This is a genomic window from Diaphorobacter aerolatus (genome assembly GCF_014489535.1).
GTDB lineage: Bacteria > Pseudomonadota > Gammaproteobacteria > Burkholderiales > Burkholderiaceae_C > Diaphorobacter_A > Diaphorobacter_A aerolatus.
Genome location: NZ_CP060783.1, coordinates 4,471,266 through 4,489,043, shown reverse-complemented (window position 1 = coordinate 4,489,043; position 17,778 = coordinate 4,471,266). Strand labels below are relative to the sequence as shown.

Below are 17,778 nucleotides of genomic sequence, written 5' to 3'. Positions count from 1 at the left end.
GGGGGACACAACCCCCAAAACTAAAGAAGCATAACAATGTCAAAAGAAATCAGAAAAAGTGCGGGCACCGTCAAATTCAATTTAAACAATCCTGAAGAGCGCAAGCTTTATGAGGACTGGAAAGCTTATGTTGAGAAGAACAGTATCAATACGGCTGGTTTCTTCAAGAAGGCCATGCGCGACATTATCAACAAGAACGCACAACAATCAGTCTAAGAACTGATTGACGAAAAAAAAGCAACTGCGGAAACAATTGCTTAATTTAGAACCAAGTTATAGCCAGTTTGAAAAAAGGAATTTGCTACAACGAAACAAATACAAGAATTTGAATACAAGGATTTGATATGAATACATTAACAGACAATAAAGAGAAAGTCAATACCACAAACGAAATTATTAATGACCCTTTTGGTTATGACGCCGTTTCAGTTTCAAATGAGGTAAATACAAATAGTGTTACTCAGGAGATTGACCCAACTGATACAACAAAACTTAGTAAATTTGCCAAACTGAAGATTGAGGCGAAAGTAGCTAAGGATATGGTGCGCTACTACGAACTTTGCGAGCTTGAGAAAGTCTACAATCAAGAACAAAAAGAGAAGACTAAACAGCTTAAAGATAGTTCCACACAACAGAACAACCAAGTAAACCCACAACTTGAATACGCATGGTTCGCCAAGACACAGACTCATTACAGCGTGGACGTATTTGAAGAAAACGTCAACATGTATGTCTGGAACAAACAATTTTGGGAAATTCAGTCTAACTTTGAGGCAGTCACCAAAGCACTGAATTGGCTGGAGGCTAACCACTTCTTCCATGCCAATGAACGTAAAGCGACTGAGGCATACAAGACAGCAACCCACTACATGAAGAGGTTGCCAGCTCGCCCAAATTACACACTCATTCCATTGCTCAATACATGGATTGTGCCGACCCAAGAAGGTCAGCTTGAAGTGGTTGAGCCCACCATGGATATCGGTGTGACCTATGTGATCAACACCGAATTGAACACCAAGGACTTACCTGCAAAGCAGTTTCGTAAGTTCAATCAGACTGAGCCAGTGAACACGAAGGTTTACTACGAGCCTAAGCCACTTCCAGAGTCCAGCATGTTCCGCAAGTTCATTGAGTCAAGTCTTCCAGACCCTCAGGTTCGCCAACTCGTTCAAGAATACTGCGGCTACACCTTGACCAACAGTATCAAGCACCAGGTAGCGCAAATTTGGGAGGGTGACGGTGCTAACGGTAAGTCAGTCCTTCTGAAACTCATGGAAAAGCTTCACAACAAGGTGGCAGCACTGGACTTAGACAAACTGGAAGGGTTCGCACTCGCCCTATCCGCGATGCTTCACTTGTTGTGGTGGCTGAGACACCAAAGGGTGGTATCAACGAACAGCAATTGAAAAAGTGCGTGACTGGTGACGCTATCGCTCTCGATCAGAAGTTCAAGCCGACAATCAAGTATGCGCCACAAGCCAAGTTCATTATTGCCTGTAATGCGGCCTTCACTATCAAGGACGAAACAGACGGCATGTTCCGACGCTTTCATTACATTCGCTGGGATAGGCAGTTCAAGAATTCCGACGCAATCAAGGACTTGGATTTGCTAATCATGGAGAAGGAACTACACCTTGTTGTTGACTGGTGCTTGGAAGGTCTTAAAGCACTCACAAAACGTGGAGAATTTGACGTTCCATTGTCAGTACTCGAAAGAAATGAGGCAGAGAAGATTGCCAACAACAGTGTTCTTGGATTTATTACTGAGTTCAACTATGTTCAAGACCACCTCATGGCACCTACTGGTAAGACCGAGTTCCTTCAAGAGTACAACAACTGGTGCAGGGACAACAGCCGATCCCCAGTAAACGGAAACAATTTCTGGAAACGAATCAAGAAACTATTTCCAGGGCTAAAAGACAGCAGAAGAATGTCCAATGGCTCACAGAAGTTATTTATCAATCTCAAGGTGAAATCATTGAATGATGACAGCCATACAATTAAAACTGAAGAAATTCCGTTCTAAGCCTAAAAAGCAAATAAAGCACCAGAAGGTGCTTATTTTTTGTCTGGAGCTTGCAGGGGTTGCAGGGGTCTTGCAGGGGATTTTTTGCCTACCCCTGCAAGGTAGAAAGCTATATGTGGCAAGGCTTACAGAACGATTTTTATCGAGCTTGCAGGGGTTGCAGGGGTCCAAAGCAAAACCTTTATAAAGAAGAAAAAAAAATTTTAAAAATTTGATTCAATGAAATTTTGAAAAAAAAATTGCCTCGCGTAAACTTTTTCAATTTTACCCCTGCAACCCCTGCAAGGTAACCAAAAAACCTCTTGAAACCCTTATGGATAAAGGATTGTTACCTTGCAGGGGTCCGAGTTTTTACCCCTGCAACACCCCTGCAACCCCTGCAAGGTAATTTGGAGGAAACTTGAACTTGGATTGATACTTTATACAATCCAAAATCTTAAAGGGACTAAACCGAAGGAAAAAGCCCCTGAAAAGGGGAAAAATACCTCTTTCAAGAGGAAAAAAGTAAGACCAAGTGGGTGTTTTACACTCCAGCTATGAACCCAAACTTTGCTCTTGGCGCTTATGTGCGTGCTGGTGACATTGACCAGGTGCGCCGCCTGGTGGAGCTCGGTGCTACGGTGACGAGTCACCTACTCATGGACGCCTGCAGAGGTGGACACCATGAGGTAGCCCAGTACCTCATAGAGCATGGCGCAGATCCCCAGCACAATGACCAAATCGCTCTACATTGGGCTATCACCAGTGGGTCAATACCTACGGTGCGGGTACTACTCAAAGCAGGCATAGAGCTATCCAGCTACAGGCGTAACGCCGTCTTTGACGCTGAGAGAAACGAGCAGCCCGAAATAGTCCGTTTCCTCATGAACCAGTGTCACCACACCCTGAGTGACGACGAGGCAAGACTTCTCAAAGAGCATGGCTACACCCTAGCCATTGAGATACAGGACTCACGCTCATTCTCTGAGAACCTAGACGACACGCTAGCAGTGAAACCAGCACCGAAGGCGAAGCCCGAGGGCAACGGTCCAAAGCTTTGACCTGAGCTACGGCCACTAGCACCTACGGGTGCTTTTTCAATACCGAAACAGCCGAATACCGAACAGCCTCCCTTAAAAGGGGGTGGTATCTCTACGAGCTATCTCACTTCGTAAAAAGCATTCCATTCTTCCAGCAGATAGACCGTCTATCTAATACCTCAAATATTTACCCTCAAAAATTTGACATTCCATTTTATTCTGCTTAAATAAAAGTAGAACAAGAAGGAATAAATCATGAAAGCATTTGAGGAAATCTACAATGAAGTAATCCAGAGCGAAACATTTCTGAGAAACCCACACACTTGTGGTCAAGCTATCGTATCAATCACATGCTTTATGGCAAAGCTTAGAGAGTGTGGCGAACTTGGAATCATTCAAGAAGAGCAGTACGACAACTTGGTACAGCGCACCAGGAACAGTGCCTCTATGTACATGATCACATGCCGTGGCAATGGTTTTAAAGACTTCCTGAGCGACACTCACTCACAACTACAACAATAAAGGAGACACCATGAGCTACGAACTAATCAAGCATAGAAAACTGAGAAATCAAATCGTCAAAGGTTACGGCGACGACACGACCATTGTTCATATCTTTGAACATGAGTTCGCATTAGATCCGTTTGAGCCTGAAGAAAACTATGTGACCGTTATCAGTAAAGTCTATGAACCATTCATTGACCATGAGAAGGTCAACCAAGAAATAAAGTCCTCAACCCTTAGAGAACTTTATATCAATACAGCCGCGTACTACCACCGCAAGTACTACTACTATACCAGCGAGACTGAAACGGATACTTTCACTTGTCGTGGTAAAGAAGACCTCATAAATCACTTTATCGAAAGCCAAGGTAAAGAATGGCTAGCCAATTTCAAAAGAGAAATCATCACATCAGCATACGACTTATCTAACACATATGCTAACTTCGTTCTTAGCACCGATCTGTTGCTATTGAAGGAACGCGAAGAACTATCTGAAGAAACATTAGCTAAGTCAACATTCAAAGCTGGTGACGAATGGGTTCTACTTTGCAGTAAATTCTATGACTATGGCAAAGAATCAAAAAATCAAATCATAGAAGAAGTTGAATCTCTATTTGATAGAGGAATGACGGTATCAAGCGAAGTCATGGAAATACTTGAAAATGAAGATGGTTTCACAACAGTACTTAAAACAATCAGGCGCATGCAAGCACTGGACTTCTCAAAATCATTAGAGGCTAGTTTATCCAAGAATGACAAGCCTACCAAAAAACTGAAAATCTAACCGTTTGTCTGATACCTCAAATATTTACCCTCAAAAATTTGACAAACTAAAATAATCTGCTTAAATAAAAGTATAACAAAGGAAACAGCATGAAAACAATTATCAAAGATACAGCCGAAATCATACTTTACTCAAGTATAGGAATCACTGGATTTGTCGCATTCGCTTTAGCAATGTTCTACATTGCGTCATTAGCCAAATAATTCATAACAACAAGGAGAACCACTATGAATCAAGAAGAACTTTTATTGAGAGGCACAAAGAAATCAACATGGATATCCATGGCTATAGCCTCAGTCATTCTCACAATGACATTACAACCTCATGTAGAGGCGAAGGAAGTCAAAGCCGACGACTTGAAGGCTTGTACCTCTATCACCTTCATGACCACAAAAAAGGGAGTGATTGAAAGCGACTCAGTAGACGAGTACACACGAAATCTTTCCAAAGACGAGGCAATCAGCAAAGCAGTAGCGAGAGCCAAGGTAGAAGGGTCCACCTTCAGCAACAACAAAGGACACTGCGTATTCACCAAGAAGAAATAAGGAGACACCATGAACAGAACAATTACAACAATCGCTGCAGCCGCAATTTTGGCGACGGCTACCCTATCCCTACCAGGTCAAGCTGCTGAACCAGCACCAGCACCAGCACCAGGACCAAAGGCCTCTACCACGAAGGACAAGGCAATCTCAGGAGAGCCCATTCTTATGGGTGTACGAGCCTCGAGCTCACCAGTCTCATACAAGGACGGCAACACCTACATCGGCTTAGCTGTGGACCTTTGTACTCGCGCCATTGAGGATATGAAGAAGAGCTACCCCAAGGCGAATTTCAAGTTCGTTGAGGTCACCAGTTCAACCCGCATAGACATGCTCAAAGAGGGCAAGATTGACCTTGAGTGTGGATCTACAACTAACTCAGCCTCACGCCGTAAAGAAGTCAATTTTTCAGTCCCCTACTACATTGCCTCAGTGAAAGCAGTGAAGTTAAAGAGCAATACAGCAGTGCGTACCCTGGACGATATCGGACCAGACTCAACCGTTATCTTCACCGACAAGACAACTACAGCAGACGGCTTGGGCAAGTTCAACCCTAACTTCAGAGTGAAGTCCACTCAGAAGGTGTTCAAGCTAATGAAGGGTAAGGACCACCAAGATTCATTTGACCTGTTGACTGCAGGCAAAGGCGATATCTTCGCAAATGACGATATCCTTTTAAAAGGACTCATTGAGCGCAGCAAAGACCCTTCCAAGTATGAATTCTTGCCCGAGAACTTCTCACTTGAACCATACGCTGTAATGACCAGAAAAGACGACGAGTTCATGACTACAGCAGTGTCAAAGACAATCACAAAGCTCATGCTCAGTGGCGAGTTCGATAACTATTACACAAGCTGGTTCTTGGAAGCTATCCCACCATTCAACAAGTCATTGAAGATACCCATGTCACCACTTCTTAGAGAGTACGTGAGAATGCCGACGCGAATTGTTGGCAACTAATCTAAGCACCTTCGGGTGCTTTTTTTATGGGTTCAGAACAGCCGAACAGCCTCCTTTAAAAAGGGGGTATCTCTACGAGCTATCCATTCTTCGGGTAGATCGACCTTTTATCTGAAACCTCAAATATATACCCTCAATAATTTGACTTTTGGTTTATTTCTGCTTAAATAGTATTAACAACAAGGAAAAAAAATGATCGATTTAAGCAAAATAGCAGAAGAATTAGAGACAACCAAAGCTCAACTAGAAATCACAAAGAAAACAGCATTGGCATGGCAAGTGATCTCATGGGTGAGTCTTGGCGTAATCGCTGGTTTATTGTTGTGGAAGTAAGCCATGGCAAGCACACTCAGAACAAACTTGGTAATCATGGAGGCTATCGCTAAACTCAATCTTGGCAACTCTTTAGTGAGCTTCAATGCTATCGCTGAAGAATGTGGACTCGATACCAAAACAGTCTATAAAAATAGTTTTGCTCGCTGCTACCTTAAAAAACATTCATTCGAAAGACATACATTGAAGGATATTACAGAAGACTATCAAGACTTCATTCTGAAATTCGTACTTGTCAATGAGGCAACAGCAAGGCAAGTTCAAGATAGATTCTATGAGCTTGTGAGCGGAGTAGACGAGCGATTGTTTAGAGAAGCATTCTTCAAGTTAGTTATGTCGGACAAAGTAGATATAACAGGAACAAGTGAAGTAGGTGAAGCTATCTATTAGAGAGCGAAGCTCAAGCCTACGGCACCACCTGATTACAAATTCGTTGTTCCAGTTAACAAGACGATTCTTGAAGGGTTGAAGCAAGCAAGCAATGAATTTTGGAAATATCCACTAATCGGCTGGAAGGACGATATCAAGGCAATAGCGCTCATGAAACAGATAAATGAATTATTACAACAACAGGAGAAGAAATGACAATAATAAAAGGTTCCAAGAAATACAAGCCACGCGCACCCATAGGCGTGTACAAACGAATAGTTGAAGGTGGCTACCAGGTACGACTAGACTTCGTAGACGAGTTCAGCTTTGCTATCTATCTGGAAAAGGATAGCGAGCAAGTCACAAAGACGTATCTCATAAAGTCTAACAAACGCAGTAAAGCGTACATTCATTCAAGAATGCCCTACGCTGAGTTTCGTTCTAGTCTGAGAAAAGCCATAGACGCCATGCATGACGAGGTGTTTGTATGAAAAACAAGGGCTACAAAGTACAGATAGACGCCGCAGTGATTGAGCTCTTCAAAGAAGGCAAACCCTTCAAAGCGAAGGACATAGCAGAGCGAGCAGGCGTAGATACAAACAATGTCTATCAGACACCAAGCGCTCAGTTTGCTATGAAAGTGAACAAGTATGTTGCTGCTGATAGATCTCAATTTCTGAGGAAAGAAATTGCGATATCCAATCTACAAAACGAGCTAGTCAAAATCCAGAAATATGAAGAACTTGTTAAAGTTTCCAATCTTCATATAGAGGCATACAAGCGTGAAGTCGTTGAGTCATTCATAGTCTTGTATATGAAACTGAACTGATAGCTCACGCACATTAAAGCACCTACGGGTGCTTTTTTAACGCCCACAACAGCCAAACAGCCTCCTTTTGAAAGGGGGTTTACTCTACGAGCATTCTCACTTCGTCAATCATTGCCACTATTCTTTTAGATCGACCGTTTATCTGAAAGTAAAAATATATTTGATTATTTACCCTCAAATATTTGACATTTAATGAATTTCTGCTTAAATAGTATTAACAACAAAGGAAAACAAAATGAGAAAATTCAATACTATTTACACCGAACTTAAACTTTATAACAACTACAAAGTAGCACCTTCCACTATGGAAGAGGCAAGCAACAACATGAATATCTTCTTCAAGGAATTAGGCGAGAAGGAATACAAAGACATGAGTGTTGAAAAGTACAACTTTCTTTTAATGTCTTACAGACACTCAGCCAAACAATTCATTTTGAACTTCAGAACTAACAGAATCTCATTCAGAAAGTTCATGGAGTCCTGCTACAACACTCTAAACACTGAAATCTAAAGGAGGCAATCATGAGAACATTCAACGAAATATACAGACAAATGAAGCACTATCCAGCATTCAACTACAAGCCTCAGAATAGTACTGGCGTAGTCACAAACATGGGTTGCTTCCTCAATGAGTTACGTGAGGTAGAGTTCAAGGACATGACTGAAACAGTGTTCAGGTTCGCTCTCATGGAGTACAACGAAACAGCCAAGAAGTTCAACTTGAAGAATGAGAAAAGAACCTTTAAAGAGTTCCTCGAAGACTGCTACAACAAACTCAAATGATTCAAAAGATAGATAGAAGAGCCACTACCCCAGTGGCTTTTTTTTCGTCCTGAAAGCCTTATCAACCTTATATCTTAAAGTTTTACCGCTTATCTGAAACCTAAAATATTTACCCTCAATAATTTGACTTTAGCTTTTAATCTGCTTAAATATAAGTATAAGAAGAATAAAAAAGGAGCCAATCATGAACACAAGAACAAGAGAAATCAACACTGAATTAAAAGCTTTAAGTGACTGGAAAGATCAATTGAAGTATGCCGTTTTACAAAGCAACAGAATGATATACGAAGAGTTATCAGGAATGGAAACCAGCATAACCGACGTAATCACATGCGCTGAGATACTTTATTTGAGCAATCCAAAGAGATCAATCCGTTTCACCAAAGCAATCAAAAATATGAACATTTACAACTAAGGAGAAGACAATGAGAGAAATAGATTTAAGCAAATTTTATGTAGAAGTACCAGACAAATTTATGGGAGCAATCTTTGAATTTCCCACCTTTGCCGACGCAGACAACTACATTCAGGATATCAAGGGTTTAGTACCTTTAGCAAAACATATCAATGCTATAGACGTATTCTTGAAATTAGAAGGACCAGACTTCACACTTATATGGTAATCAACATAAAACAACAACAACAACAACAAGGAGAATATCATGGACAACAAATTTTATATCGCATTCACCCCTGTAGTTATTTTAGCTACTTGCGGATTTTGTCATGTAGTGTCTGTAGTGACTCACTACTTTATCTGATACCGAAGACATTTAAAATTTTTAGTTTTAACGTCTGGACATTATGAAATCTTTCCCTATTCTGAATAGAAATAGGGGAAGACATGATAACAATAATAAAACAGATATGGTCTTGGCTATTTGGAGGTAGTTCAAGCAAAACAAAGGAACCGAGGCTTTCCATAGAAATGGTTCCTTTCACTATGCATGGCGCCAATGTGCGCTCTCGCATATCAAGTGAAGAATGGAAGAAGGTCTGCAAGGTGGTCCACAAGCAAGCTGGACTCAAACACCATTGCCAAATCTGTAGGCAATCTGGCAAGGACCAAGGCTTTGAGTGGCCCGTTGAGTGTCATGAGAAGTGGCACTACGACGACAAGAGGCACACCCAGACCCTCACTGGAATGCTCTCTCTATGCCCTATGTGCCACAAAGCCAAGCACTACGGTTTAGCCGTCAAGCAGGGATACGAGCGCCAGGTACGCAAGCACCTCATGAGAGTGAACCGCTGGAGCGAAGCGCAGCTTGACGTCTATATCAGTGAGTCCATGGCCACCGTCAAGGAGCGTAGCGCCTACACCTGGACCCTAGACCTCACCTATTTGAATAACTACGAGTATTCGTTTTTGGGAACTGAATTCACTGAAAACGAGAAAAGTAATTGCTCAACTGTTGTTTTCTATTAACAAACAACATTAAAACCCACTACGACATATTCCGACAAGTTCCGACATATTCGGACAAGTTCAGACATTCCTAAATTATGTCGTATAGGTGAATTCCTTTTTATTTGAGACACTTCAATTGTCGCAACAAACAAATGAAAGGAACGACAACATGAAATCATTTAAAACCAAAAAAATCGCTAAAAAGTTTTCCAAATCTATGAATGAGGTATCGGCTCGCTTTGAAGACACAAATGACGTACTCAATCGTAAAGACGAATTTTGTATGGGCATTGTGAAGGTGTTGAATACACCAGCAATTCAAGAAATTCTTAGTAGCGAAGTTAAAGAAGACTTTTCAGCCCTCATGACTACAGCCTTCAGCACTTACACCATGTCCTGTTATGGAATTTATGTTGTCGTAATCGATAGTGACAACATTCTTCTTGTTGAATCTGAAGAAGGCGCCCACGAAATTGAAGTAAACATTACCGAAATCGAATCTATTTAATTTTAAGGAGACTAACTATGAACAATGCAACATTCAACAAAACTGAAAAAGACTTTGTAGCCAAACTTTGGGCAATCCGTGACCAGGAACTTGGGTTCAATCATGAAGACGAAGTACACGGCGATTACAACAAAATGGATTACAAGAGTGATTCTGAGCTTTGCGTGAACTCATACAACGAGGACGACTACGCAAACCTGATTGCTCAAAAGTATGGCTTTGCCTACAACCCTGAGGCTACTTTGATTAGCTGGCTGGATACATACAGCGAGCATTCCCAAACCAGTGCTCACCTTGCCGACATGTGGTTCGATTGCTTTGAGGAAGTGAAATCCCTTGTAGCTGAGGGCAACTACTTTGTCGCAGCTACTGAGTACTTTCACTATCTGGAGTACTACAACAAGTACCACTCAACAAGCGAGGCTCAGACCAAGGAGCATGACGCTTATTGCTACCGCGCCTTCAAGGATAGCTTGCCTACCCATGTGGAAGAGCTCTACAACTTCATTGACGCTATCCAGCGTGGTCAAGTCGTGGACGAATCTCAGCTTGATATGTTCACGGTCCTTGCTGAAGAAAACTTTGCCGACCAGGTACAGACCACTTTTGACACGAATGGTGTGTCTATGGCTGACTATCAAGAAGAGGACTTCAACCCTTTTGAAGATCCAGACGACTTCAATCCCTTTGAAGATACGCCTGATAGCCCAGCAGTTCGCAAGTCACCAAAGGCACACAAGCGCAATGTTCAAGTGCCTGAAATCCTCAATCAAGAGGAAGAGGTGTTTGTTCAGTTCCTCTACCGTGTTGCTGAGTACGAAGAGTCTACGAAAGTGCCAAAGACACGCCGTAACCTGATTAAAAACTACAGCAAGGTCTTTAACAAAATGGGTGTACGCCTTGCCGACAAGTATGGCTTTACCTACAACCCAAGGGCTACCGTCATTGAATGGCTCCAAGAATACGACTGGAGCAAATCACATGAAGACAACATTCATGAGGTCGAGCAGTGTATCAAACTTGAAATCAAGCAATCGCTTGAAGAGAGTTCATATGTTGCAGCGGTGAAGTCCTTCAATTCATACATTGAGTTCTTTCGTAAGTACTACTCAAAGTCTATGACTGATTCCATTGCTGAGATTACTCGTTTTCACAAAGAAGTGAAGAAGAGCATTCCAAAGCAGTACCACGAACTTTTCGCAATCTAATTTTAGGAGACAACACTATGAACAAGCAAGAATTTTTGTATCACATTGAAAACGATACAGCAGATATCAACGACCCTATCTATAAAGAATTCTGGACGGACGTTGATTGCATATTAGCAGCAAATGAAAACGGCAATCGCCTGGAGGTAACGACTGAGTTTGTGGCTGAGAACCTTCATAACATTCCTTTGGTTGCGGCAATGATTTATGCCGACGAAGAAGTAATAGAGCATGTTCCACGCGAGATTATTGCTAGTAAGCAGTTTCTTATGGACTTCGCTGAATCAACAGGTGACAACTTCCTTGAAGTAATTCCATTTGGCGACAACCACCTCGACGTTCAAGATTTTGAACTCATGGAAGCTTATTTGAAATTTAACCCTAACAACATTCAGTTATGTACGAAAGAGCAGCGTATGAATACTTCCTTTTGGATTCGCTATTGGCAATACTGGAAGGTTCTACCAAACGAACTTGAAGAGTACATGGTTTCAGTTCCACATGAACTTTTGACAAGTCCTGAGGCAATCAATACTTTTGAGATTTGTGGTTTCCCTGTTTCTAAGGTACTCAATGATTCTGAGCAAACTAGCTTTCCTTCAATTGAAGAGGCTAAGAAACTGGTTGAGGGTAAAAAGAATACCCTTCGTTTCAAGTATGCGACCTATGTAATGGAACAACCTGAATACATTGACTGGGTACTGAGTAGCGCGAGCCTAGCCAATCCACCACTCTATATGCTTTGTGATAAAGAATTTCAAAAGAAGGCGATTGAAATCCGTCCAGACCTCTATCCTAAGTTTTATATCAATGACATGAACAATGAAGAGTACTTTTTGAAGTACATGGAATACCTAGTCAAGGAATCCGAAGATTTCTACTCAGATCCTTGGGGGATTGCTAACAGGATTGCTGAGCGCTACGACTTCCCTTTCAACGGTGAGAGAGCACATGAGTTCATTCCAAAGCTCAATGCGAGGAAGCTTGCTTTATCGCTTGAAGATAATCTTTCCACAAAGGAAGTAATAACAAACCGATTCAAAATTTAAGGAGACATATGAAAAATGACACTATTCAGAAAAAGATTGAGAGGCTTGTCCAGAGTTCCAAACTGGGCCTTACCCCGGTCAAAGTTATCCATGACATTGCTCAGCTATCGCTCAAGCAGGCGAGCATGTACATCAAGCTCAATGACTGGGACGTATTCTCCGCAGACTGGGTACTCAATGGACTCAGTGAGTACAGGGACGCACCCCAAGACTTCGCACTCTTGGTTGAGATTGCCAAGGACTACATTGAAATGGTGGATAGCAACCCACCCTTCACGGACGTGTTTGAGCTCATTGGTTTCCCGAACCAAAAGCTTGCCATACAACTGGGGCAATTCCTCACGCCGTCCAAAGTGGCAACAGGCGCGGCCAAATTCATTGAAGTGTCGGTCGAGGACAAGCCGATATTTATCTCAGATTGTGGGGGTTGCGGAGCAGGTTCATTACTACTCGCGCCACTACGCACAATCTACGAGGACACACCAGCCAGGCTCAATCTGGTACACCTTCAAGCAGTAGATATCGACCCCAAAATGGTGTTGCTCACTGCTTGCCAAATCGTCATTCCCTGTATCCGTTTCACGGTTCCACTGGGTAGCCTCTTCGTACACCGTGGGCACGGAATCATTGACTATCGCTACTACGTGACGAATGACCCCAAGACACTTTCCTATGTCTTCACCAGCGATCTCAAGGGCTTGTATGCCTACATGGAAACCTATGGGACGAAGGTTAGCGAACTGGAGGGGCAACTATGAAGACACTCTCTAAGCAGATTGAGGAACTGGTCAAGTCCTCAAAAACCATTCGCCGGCCAAAGCAGGCACTGGAAGCCCTCTTTCAGATTGCCTTTAACAACCTCACGAACCCCAAGCTATGGGAGCGAGCTTTCCCAAGGGGTACATGAGCCTCAATCCTCACTACGCCAAGTCCCCTACTGACCTGAGTGTGTCCGACCAGGAACAGCTTGTAGAAATGTTCAAGACATGGCTCAGCCTGATTGCCGAGAATGAGCCATTCTTCGACGTCATGAGCTCGCAGTATGACCAGTATTTGGGTGAGGACCTTGGGCAATTCTTCACGCCATGGGACGTATCGCAATTGCTGGGTGCTTTACAGGTAGCCCAAGAGAGAACGCCGAACTCAATCCATGACTGTTGCGTAGGTGGTGGCTCTCTCATACTGGGGCAACTCCATGCTCTCTACCACTCGCAAGGCAAGGAGGCGATACAGAACCTCTACTTGGAGCTACAGGACATTGACCCTCACATGGTCAAACTAGCAAGCGCTCAGGTGGTTCTATCGTCCATAGTTCACCAGATCCCCTTATCGCACATAAAAGTAATCGGGGGAATGTCTTGACCAGGCTGAATGAAGAAGTGGCGCTATACGCTATTTATGATTGCCCTAGCTACATGAAGAACAATGAACTGAGCAATCAAGACAAACTTGAATACAGGAAACTAAAGAATAAAAACAAAGATTTCTTTCAAGTTCCTGCGTAAAAACTGGAAAGAGGTATTGATTTTTTCAATATATCTGCTTAAATGAATGTTGCATAACAAGAAAAGGAAATAACTATGAATGCAACAAACATTAAACCTAGTGCAGAGCCTACAGCTACACTATCAATGCCCCACGACAAGTTTACTTTGATTCCAATATCAAATGAAGGTGGCGTAGGTAAATCATTGATTCTTTGTACCTTGATTGAGTTCTTCAAGCAGTGTAGACCAAATTACGACTTGAATATTCTTTCAGGGGATATCAATCACAAGGACTTAGTGAAACTCTACAATGCCAAAAGTTTTGACGTTCGCTTGGACAATGCGCCGTTCATAAACTCAGCAGACGAGCAAGCCAAAGTAACTATCATTGATACTCCAGCAGCATTCATTGATATCTTTACCGAAGTCTTGGGGGATTTAGATACTTATCTCATGGGTATGGATATGGCGCAGAACACACCAGTGTTCATAGTTCCAGTTGCTACCTTGGATAAAAGTATTGTCGGCTTATCTAGACTGAACCAGTTGTTCAAAGAAACTACCAATGACTTCAGAGTAATCTTTGTCTTGAATGAGTCAATCATGAAAGCAAACGGTAAAGAGGCAATCGTAACCGCATTTGATGAAAACAATTTTGTCAAAGATAGTATTGTCTCAGGCAAAGGTACAGTAGTTACCTTCAACAATGTACCGACCTCGGACTTTCAAACATTGTTGAAACAGTATCCTTTAAATACAATCATTGAAGATAAAAAAGGCGACTTCAAATCCAGAATCTTAGCCTCACAATTGAAAAACAGAACAGAGGCAATTTGGAGCAAAGTCTTCTAAACAGAAAAACCAGCGCAATGCTGGTTTTTTTATGCCCAAATAATCATTGTCTTTTGATATAAATAGTTTTCTCGAAGACGGCGTTGATAGCCTCACCCATCCAAACGTTTTCTAATTTAGCCTCAAGTTTGTAAATCTCGCTTGGAAGTCTAAGACGGTAATTCTGAGCAGCCGTATAGATAGCCTCATGCATGAACTGATCTTCACCAGTCCACACCAGAGGAACACTATCTTTAATCTTCACTTCGTCCTTGACTCTTTGACCATGTAACTTCCAGTCTGTAATCTCAATAGGTTCTACACCAGGAACAATGACGGGAATAAACCCATACTTCAATTCAGGGTTTGGTTTAGGCGTCAATTGTGCCCTTTTAACCTCAGGCGCAGGGGTAGGCACCACGGCAACGGGTTCAGGGGCTACAACAGGCGTTTTAGAGGGTTTGGCAACCTTCGGAACAGTAAGAGTAACGCCTGTTAGGTCAAGTTTGCCGTCCTCATTTGCTCTCAATTTTACAGTGCGTTCCTTGCGTACACGGCTCATTAGGTTATGAACCTGATTGATAGAGAGAGCGCCACCTTCCGAATTGCACACACCCTTAGACAGTAAAAGTAACGCTACTTGCTCACCAGCAGTTTGACCGACAGCTTGCGCAAGGTTTGGATTTGATTTGTGAAGCTCATAAAGCTTCTCAAAGTGAGCATAGTTCTTCCTCACTACGTTCACATTTGATTCAGACATATCTTTCACCTTTTGTTCCATTGACGAAACAAAAGCCTCAATATCATTGTAATTATCATTCATTTCAGTCTCCTATCCTTTATTTAAAGAATAGCAGACAAAAACAAAAAAACAAGGCCCAAAACTTTAAGAATGTATTAAGAACCTATTAATAACAGTTTAATAACCGTTTAATGTCATGCCAAGTCACATTAAGAACCGTTTAATAAATAGCAATGTCATTCCAAGTCATATTAATACCCCTCTATGCTACGCAATATTCTGTCACTTCGTTTAGCGTCTAACGATCAAAGCACCCAACGCATTAAAATGTATTCTTAGTAAAAAACCCTTGAAACCGAATACCAGAAAGGCTTACAGCCACTTTTAAAAAAAATGTAAGGTTTAACCTTGAAATTTCCTTTTTTTGTGCTATTAATATTCCTATAAGAACAAGAAAAGGAATAAATATGCTAGAACAAAAGAAAAAACAAAAGTTCTTGATACCAACAAAATCAGGACTATCTATAAAACAGAATATGAGTGATAGGGAATTCGTAAGTTACTGGTTTCACTTCTGGAATGATAGATATCCAATTGAAGGCTTGACTCACAAATTTTCCGACTTAGGTAACGAAACTGCAGCGCAAGCAGATATAAGAGAAAACACTACAACATTCAATAATAGCCTGGTCAATGACAAAACTTGGCACTACTTTGATATCGTTGTTCATGAGCATGTTCACCACATTTTAGCTCAACAACACTATTTCCATGTTCACACACTTCAATTTTGCTTAGTTCAGAACGCAATCATTTATCATTTCAGAAATCTAATGGGAAATAAAGGCGAATATTTCATAAGGTTCTATGACCTTCATGAAAACGATAGAGCCAATGGCAACGTGAATATAAGAGCAATGTTCATAGCAATTAAACGATTGAGTCGTCATGTCAATGACATTAACACTCTTTGCTCTAAAGCTGATATCTATGCCGAAATGATTACAGGTGCTACAAGCTCCAAGAAGTACAACTATGAAAAGCTTTATCTTCAAAGCAACACAAAACATACTTTGGAGATTGAAGACCTTTTTAGCAAATGGAGTGAGTCAAACAATGATTACAAGGAAATCATTCAAAGTAAAGACGAAGAGATAGGCAAGCTAAAAACCAAAAATACAATATTTAAAATTTTAACTTGTGTATTTGGTTTGGTGAGTTTGATAGCAGCAGTAATTTAACAAGAACAACAACAAGGAAACAAGAATGAACAACAACAAGCTCAAAGGAATTCCTGAGAAAAACGAATTCGACAATCTAAGCACCAATGAGTGCGTAACCAAATGGTTTAATTTCTGGAATGACAATTTACCAGTCAAAGACCTCAAGTTAGAAATGCCAAACGAGGACATTCCTCAAGGTGGCTACGCTGACACTGAAAAAAAGACTACTGTTGTCAATGTAGTAAACATTGATAAAAAATACTGGACTGGATACCATGTAACCCGTCATGAACATGCCCACCAGCTTTTAAAAGAGCATGGTTATAGTGTTCACCATTCACTACACTTCGTCCTTTTAGACGGCGCACTGAATTACGCTTTATCTTTGAGTGAAGGTACTAAGTACAGAGCAGAATTCTTCATTCGTTATTACGACTTCCACCAAGATACAGAAAGCAGATCAAGAATCAACACTAGACTTATCCACCTTTTAACAAAAAGGTTAGCTCGCTATGTAAACGACCCTGCTTTACTTGTTCAGAAAGCTTATGACTACTCCGACTACATAAGGTGTTCAATCCCAAGAGCAACATTGGCTTGGGATACTAAAAGAAAAATTTTAGAGGAAAGACACCAAGCTAATATGGATAGGATTTTGAACACTTGGACTAATGTTCAAGCGCAATTTGAGGAACATAGCTCTCAACTTTCCACAGTCCTAAAAGAAAAAGAACAGGCACTTGAGACAATCATTGAAGACCGTGACCACATACTTTTAACAGGCAAAGCTTTATCCAAGAAGTTTAAAAGCCTGAAGAATCAATTCATGTGGTTCCAGATTGGCGCACTTGCCTACTTTGTCGGGTCCCTTGCTTGGATTGTGAGGTGAGCCATGAGACAACACATTCGTATCGACGGATTGAAGGTGTTCCCTGAGGACGACAAGGTTCTCAAGGCAATCATGAGCGAACACAAGCTCAGCGAAAAGCAAGGCAAATCCAGAGCCTACCGTATCGCCCTGGAACGCTACCAGGACACGCAGCAGCTACACCAAGAGGTAGCAAGTCTCACCGCTGAAATACGCGAGCTCAAGGAGCAGATAGCCCAGTTGTACTTTGTGGTTCAGGGAGGTGTTCAATGAGCTTGCCTAGCCCTAAATCCACCCAAACCAAG

25 protein-coding genes are annotated in these 17,778 nt (G+C 41.7%); 24 read left to right on the top strand and 1 reads right to left on the bottom strand.

Features of this window, described 5'->3' with window-relative positions; all coding sequences use genetic code 11:
• The first annotated feature begins 36 nt into the window (after positions 1 to 36).
• The 21 genes from H9K75_RS21025 (at position 37) to H9K75_RS20925 (ending at position 14,661) form a co-directional block, all read left to right on the top strand.
• Complete coding sequence (locus tag H9K75_RS21025; RefSeq protein ID WP_187724004.1) at positions 37 to 216, top strand: hypothetical protein; 180 nt, start codon at positions 37 to 39, stop codon at positions 214 to 216.
• A 128-nt stretch (positions 217 to 344) separates the two neighbouring features.
• Positions 345 to 1,406: a hypothetical protein gene (locus tag H9K75_RS21020; protein ID WP_187724003.1), complete on the top strand. Its 1,062-nt coding sequence runs from the start codon at positions 345 to 347 to the stop codon at positions 1,404 to 1,406.
• The gene (locus H9K75_RS21015) at positions 1,364 to 2,026 is read left to right on the top strand and encodes a hypothetical protein (RefSeq protein ID WP_187724002.1); all 663 of its coding nucleotides are present in this window, start codon (positions 1,364 to 1,366) and stop codon (positions 2,024 to 2,026) included. Before H9K75_RS21020 ends, H9K75_RS21015 begins: the two co-directional genes overlap by 43 nt.
• 536 nt (positions 2,027 to 2,562) lie before the next feature.
• Positions 2,563 to 3,066, top strand: a complete 504-nt coding sequence (locus H9K75_RS21010) for an ankyrin repeat domain-containing protein (protein ID WP_187724001.1) — start codon at positions 2,563 to 2,565, stop codon at positions 3,064 to 3,066.
• A gap of 234 nt (positions 3,067 to 3,300) precedes the next feature.
• Positions 3,301 to 3,567, top strand: a complete 267-nt coding sequence (locus tag H9K75_RS21005; protein ID WP_187724000.1) for a hypothetical protein — start codon at positions 3,301 to 3,303, stop codon at positions 3,565 to 3,567.
• Between the two features lie 10 nt (positions 3,568 to 3,577).
• Positions 3,578 to 4,333 (top strand): hypothetical protein, encoded by a 756-nt coding sequence (locus tag H9K75_RS21000; RefSeq protein WP_187723999.1) that lies wholly within the window; start codon positions 3,578 to 3,580, stop codon positions 4,331 to 4,333.
• Between the two features lie 227 nt (positions 4,334 to 4,560).
• The gene (locus H9K75_RS20995) at positions 4,561 to 4,878 is read left to right on the top strand and encodes a hypothetical protein (RefSeq protein WP_187723998.1); all 318 of its coding nucleotides are present in this window, start codon (positions 4,561 to 4,563) and stop codon (positions 4,876 to 4,878) included.
• Between the two features lie 9 nt (positions 4,879 to 4,887).
• Entirely contained in the window at positions 4,888 to 5,835 is a 948-nt protein-coding gene (locus H9K75_RS20990; RefSeq protein WP_187723997.1) for an amino acid ABC transporter substrate-binding protein, read from the top strand.
• A gap of 192 nt (positions 5,836 to 6,027) precedes the next feature.
• Positions 6,028 to 6,168, top strand: coding sequence for a hypothetical protein (locus tag H9K75_RS20985; protein WP_187723996.1), 141 nt, complete (start codon positions 6,028 to 6,030; stop codon positions 6,166 to 6,168).
• A gap of 3 nt (positions 6,169 to 6,171) precedes the next feature.
• Positions 6,172 to 6,558 (top strand): hypothetical protein, encoded by a 387-nt coding sequence (locus H9K75_RS20980; protein WP_187723995.1) that lies wholly within the window; start codon positions 6,172 to 6,174, stop codon positions 6,556 to 6,558.
• A gap of 466 nt (positions 6,559 to 7,024) precedes the next feature.
• The gene (locus tag H9K75_RS20975) at positions 7,025 to 7,366 is read left to right on the top strand and encodes a hypothetical protein (RefSeq protein ID WP_187723994.1); all 342 of its coding nucleotides are present in this window, start codon (positions 7,025 to 7,027) and stop codon (positions 7,364 to 7,366) included.
• Positions 7,367 to 7,888: 522 nt separating this feature from the next.
• The gene (locus H9K75_RS20970; protein WP_187723993.1) at positions 7,889 to 8,149 is read left to right on the top strand and encodes a hypothetical protein; all 261 of its coding nucleotides are present in this window, start codon (positions 7,889 to 7,891) and stop codon (positions 8,147 to 8,149) included.
• 184 nt (positions 8,150 to 8,333) lie between these two features.
• Positions 8,334 to 8,564, top strand: coding sequence for a hypothetical protein (locus H9K75_RS20965; protein ID WP_187723992.1), 231 nt, complete (start codon positions 8,334 to 8,336; stop codon positions 8,562 to 8,564).
• A 10-nt stretch (positions 8,565 to 8,574) separates the two neighbouring features.
• Positions 8,575 to 8,772, top strand: coding sequence for a hypothetical protein (locus tag H9K75_RS20960; RefSeq protein ID WP_187723991.1), 198 nt, complete (start codon positions 8,575 to 8,577; stop codon positions 8,770 to 8,772).
• Positions 8,773 to 9,077: 305 nt separating this feature from the next.
• Complete coding sequence (locus H9K75_RS20955) at positions 9,078 to 9,575, top strand: HNH endonuclease (RefSeq protein WP_187723990.1); 498 nt, start codon at positions 9,078 to 9,080, stop codon at positions 9,573 to 9,575.
• Positions 9,576 to 9,726: 151 nt separating this feature from the next.
• Complete coding sequence (locus H9K75_RS20950) at positions 9,727 to 10,065, top strand: hypothetical protein (protein ID WP_187723989.1); 339 nt, start codon at positions 9,727 to 9,729, stop codon at positions 10,063 to 10,065.
• Positions 10,066 to 10,082: 17 nt separating this feature from the next.
• The gene (locus tag H9K75_RS20945) at positions 10,083 to 11,273 is read left to right on the top strand and encodes a hypothetical protein (protein WP_187723988.1); all 1,191 of its coding nucleotides are present in this window, start codon (positions 10,083 to 10,085) and stop codon (positions 11,271 to 11,273) included.
• Positions 11,274 to 11,290: 17 nt separating this feature from the next.
• Entirely contained in the window at positions 11,291 to 12,322 is a 1,032-nt protein-coding gene (locus tag H9K75_RS20940) for a hypothetical protein (RefSeq protein WP_187723987.1), read from the top strand.
• Between the two features lie 8 nt (positions 12,323 to 12,330).
• Positions 12,331 to 13,080, top strand: a complete 750-nt coding sequence (locus H9K75_RS20935) for a DNA methyltransferase family protein (RefSeq protein WP_187723986.1) — start codon at positions 12,331 to 12,333, stop codon at positions 13,078 to 13,080.
• Between the two features lie 145 nt (positions 13,081 to 13,225).
• Entirely contained in the window at positions 13,226 to 13,684 is a 459-nt protein-coding gene (locus tag H9K75_RS20930; RefSeq protein ID WP_187723985.1) for an N-6 DNA methylase, read from the top strand.
• A 218-nt stretch (positions 13,685 to 13,902) separates the two neighbouring features.
• A complete protein-coding gene (locus H9K75_RS20925) occupies positions 13,903 to 14,661 on the top strand; it encodes a hypothetical protein (protein ID WP_187723984.1) in 759 nt (252 codons plus the stop codon).
• Between the two features lie 43 nt (positions 14,662 to 14,704).
• Here H9K75_RS20925 and H9K75_RS20920 read toward each other — a convergent pair whose 3' ends face one another.
• Positions 14,705 to 15,463, bottom strand: a complete 759-nt coding sequence (locus tag H9K75_RS20920; RefSeq protein WP_187723983.1) for a hypothetical protein — start codon at positions 15,461 to 15,463, stop codon at positions 14,705 to 14,707.
• Between the two features lie 386 nt (positions 15,464 to 15,849).
• On the opposite strand from H9K75_RS20920, the gene H9K75_RS20915 reads away from it, so the two are divergent.
• The 3 genes from H9K75_RS20915 to H9K75_RS20905 are packed head-to-tail and all read left to right on the top strand — an operon-like array spanning position 15,850 to position 17,746.
• A complete protein-coding gene (locus tag H9K75_RS20915) occupies positions 15,850 to 16,623 on the top strand; it encodes a hypothetical protein (RefSeq protein WP_187723982.1) in 774 nt (257 codons plus the stop codon).
• 25 nt (positions 16,624 to 16,648) lie between these two features.
• Positions 16,649 to 17,494 (top strand): hypothetical protein, encoded by an 846-nt coding sequence (locus tag H9K75_RS20910; protein ID WP_187723981.1) that lies wholly within the window; start codon positions 16,649 to 16,651, stop codon positions 17,492 to 17,494.
• Positions 17,495 to 17,497: 3 nt separating this feature from the next.
• Complete coding sequence (locus H9K75_RS20905) at positions 17,498 to 17,746, top strand: hypothetical protein (RefSeq protein WP_187723980.1); 249 nt, start codon at positions 17,498 to 17,500, stop codon at positions 17,744 to 17,746.
• Positions 17,747 to 17,778 lie beyond the last annotated feature (32 nt).

Coding starts and splice junctions, on each gene's coding strand:
- H9K75_RS21025 (WP_187724004.1), top strand. CDS start 37: ATGTCAAAAGAAATCAGAAAAAGTGCGGGCACCGTCAAATTCAATTTA.
- H9K75_RS21020 (WP_187724003.1), top strand. CDS start 345: ATGAATACATTAACAGACAATAAAGAGAAAGTCAATACCACAAACGAA.
- H9K75_RS21010 (WP_187724001.1), top strand. CDS start 2,563: ATGAACCCAAACTTTGCTCTTGGCGCTTATGTGCGTGCTGGTGACATT.
- H9K75_RS21005 (WP_187724000.1), top strand. CDS start 3,301: ATGAAAGCATTTGAGGAAATCTACAATGAAGTAATCCAGAGCGAAACA.
- H9K75_RS21000 (WP_187723999.1), top strand. CDS start 3,578: ATGAGCTACGAACTAATCAAGCATAGAAAACTGAGAAATCAAATCGTC.
- H9K75_RS20995 (WP_187723998.1), top strand. CDS start 4,561: ATGAATCAAGAAGAACTTTTATTGAGAGGCACAAAGAAATCAACATGG.
- H9K75_RS20990 (WP_187723997.1), top strand. CDS start 4,888: ATGAACAGAACAATTACAACAATCGCTGCAGCCGCAATTTTGGCGACG.
- H9K75_RS20985 (WP_187723996.1), top strand. CDS start 6,028: ATGATCGATTTAAGCAAAATAGCAGAAGAATTAGAGACAACCAAAGCT.
- H9K75_RS20980 (WP_187723995.1), top strand. CDS start 6,172: ATGGCAAGCACACTCAGAACAAACTTGGTAATCATGGAGGCTATCGCT.
- H9K75_RS20975 (WP_187723994.1), top strand. CDS start 7,025: ATGAAAAACAAGGGCTACAAAGTACAGATAGACGCCGCAGTGATTGAG.
- H9K75_RS20970 (WP_187723993.1), top strand. CDS start 7,889: ATGAGAACATTCAACGAAATATACAGACAAATGAAGCACTATCCAGCA.
- H9K75_RS20965 (WP_187723992.1), top strand. CDS start 8,334: ATGAACACAAGAACAAGAGAAATCAACACTGAATTAAAAGCTTTAAGT.
- H9K75_RS20960 (WP_187723991.1), top strand. CDS start 8,575: ATGAGAGAAATAGATTTAAGCAAATTTTATGTAGAAGTACCAGACAAA.
- H9K75_RS20955 (WP_187723990.1), top strand. CDS start 9,078: ATGGTTCCTTTCACTATGCATGGCGCCAATGTGCGCTCTCGCATATCA.
- H9K75_RS20950 (WP_187723989.1), top strand. CDS start 9,727: ATGAAATCATTTAAAACCAAAAAAATCGCTAAAAAGTTTTCCAAATCT.
- H9K75_RS20945 (WP_187723988.1), top strand. CDS start 10,083: ATGAACAATGCAACATTCAACAAAACTGAAAAAGACTTTGTAGCCAAA.
- H9K75_RS20940 (WP_187723987.1), top strand. CDS start 11,291: ATGAACAAGCAAGAATTTTTGTATCACATTGAAAACGATACAGCAGAT.
- H9K75_RS20935 (WP_187723986.1), top strand. CDS start 12,331: ATGAAAAATGACACTATTCAGAAAAAGATTGAGAGGCTTGTCCAGAGT.
- H9K75_RS20930 (WP_187723985.1), top strand. CDS start 13,226: ATGAGCCTCAATCCTCACTACGCCAAGTCCCCTACTGACCTGAGTGTG.
- H9K75_RS20925 (WP_187723984.1), top strand. CDS start 13,903: ATGAATGCAACAAACATTAAACCTAGTGCAGAGCCTACAGCTACACTA.
- H9K75_RS20920 (WP_187723983.1), bottom strand. CDS start 15,463: ATGAATGATAATTACAATGATATTGAGGCTTTTGTTTCGTCAATGGAA.
- H9K75_RS20915 (WP_187723982.1), top strand. CDS start 15,850: ATGCTAGAACAAAAGAAAAAACAAAAGTTCTTGATACCAACAAAATCA.
- H9K75_RS20910 (WP_187723981.1), top strand. CDS start 16,649: ATGAACAACAACAAGCTCAAAGGAATTCCTGAGAAAAACGAATTCGAC.
- H9K75_RS20905 (WP_187723980.1), top strand. CDS start 17,498: ATGAGACAACACATTCGTATCGACGGATTGAAGGTGTTCCCTGAGGAC.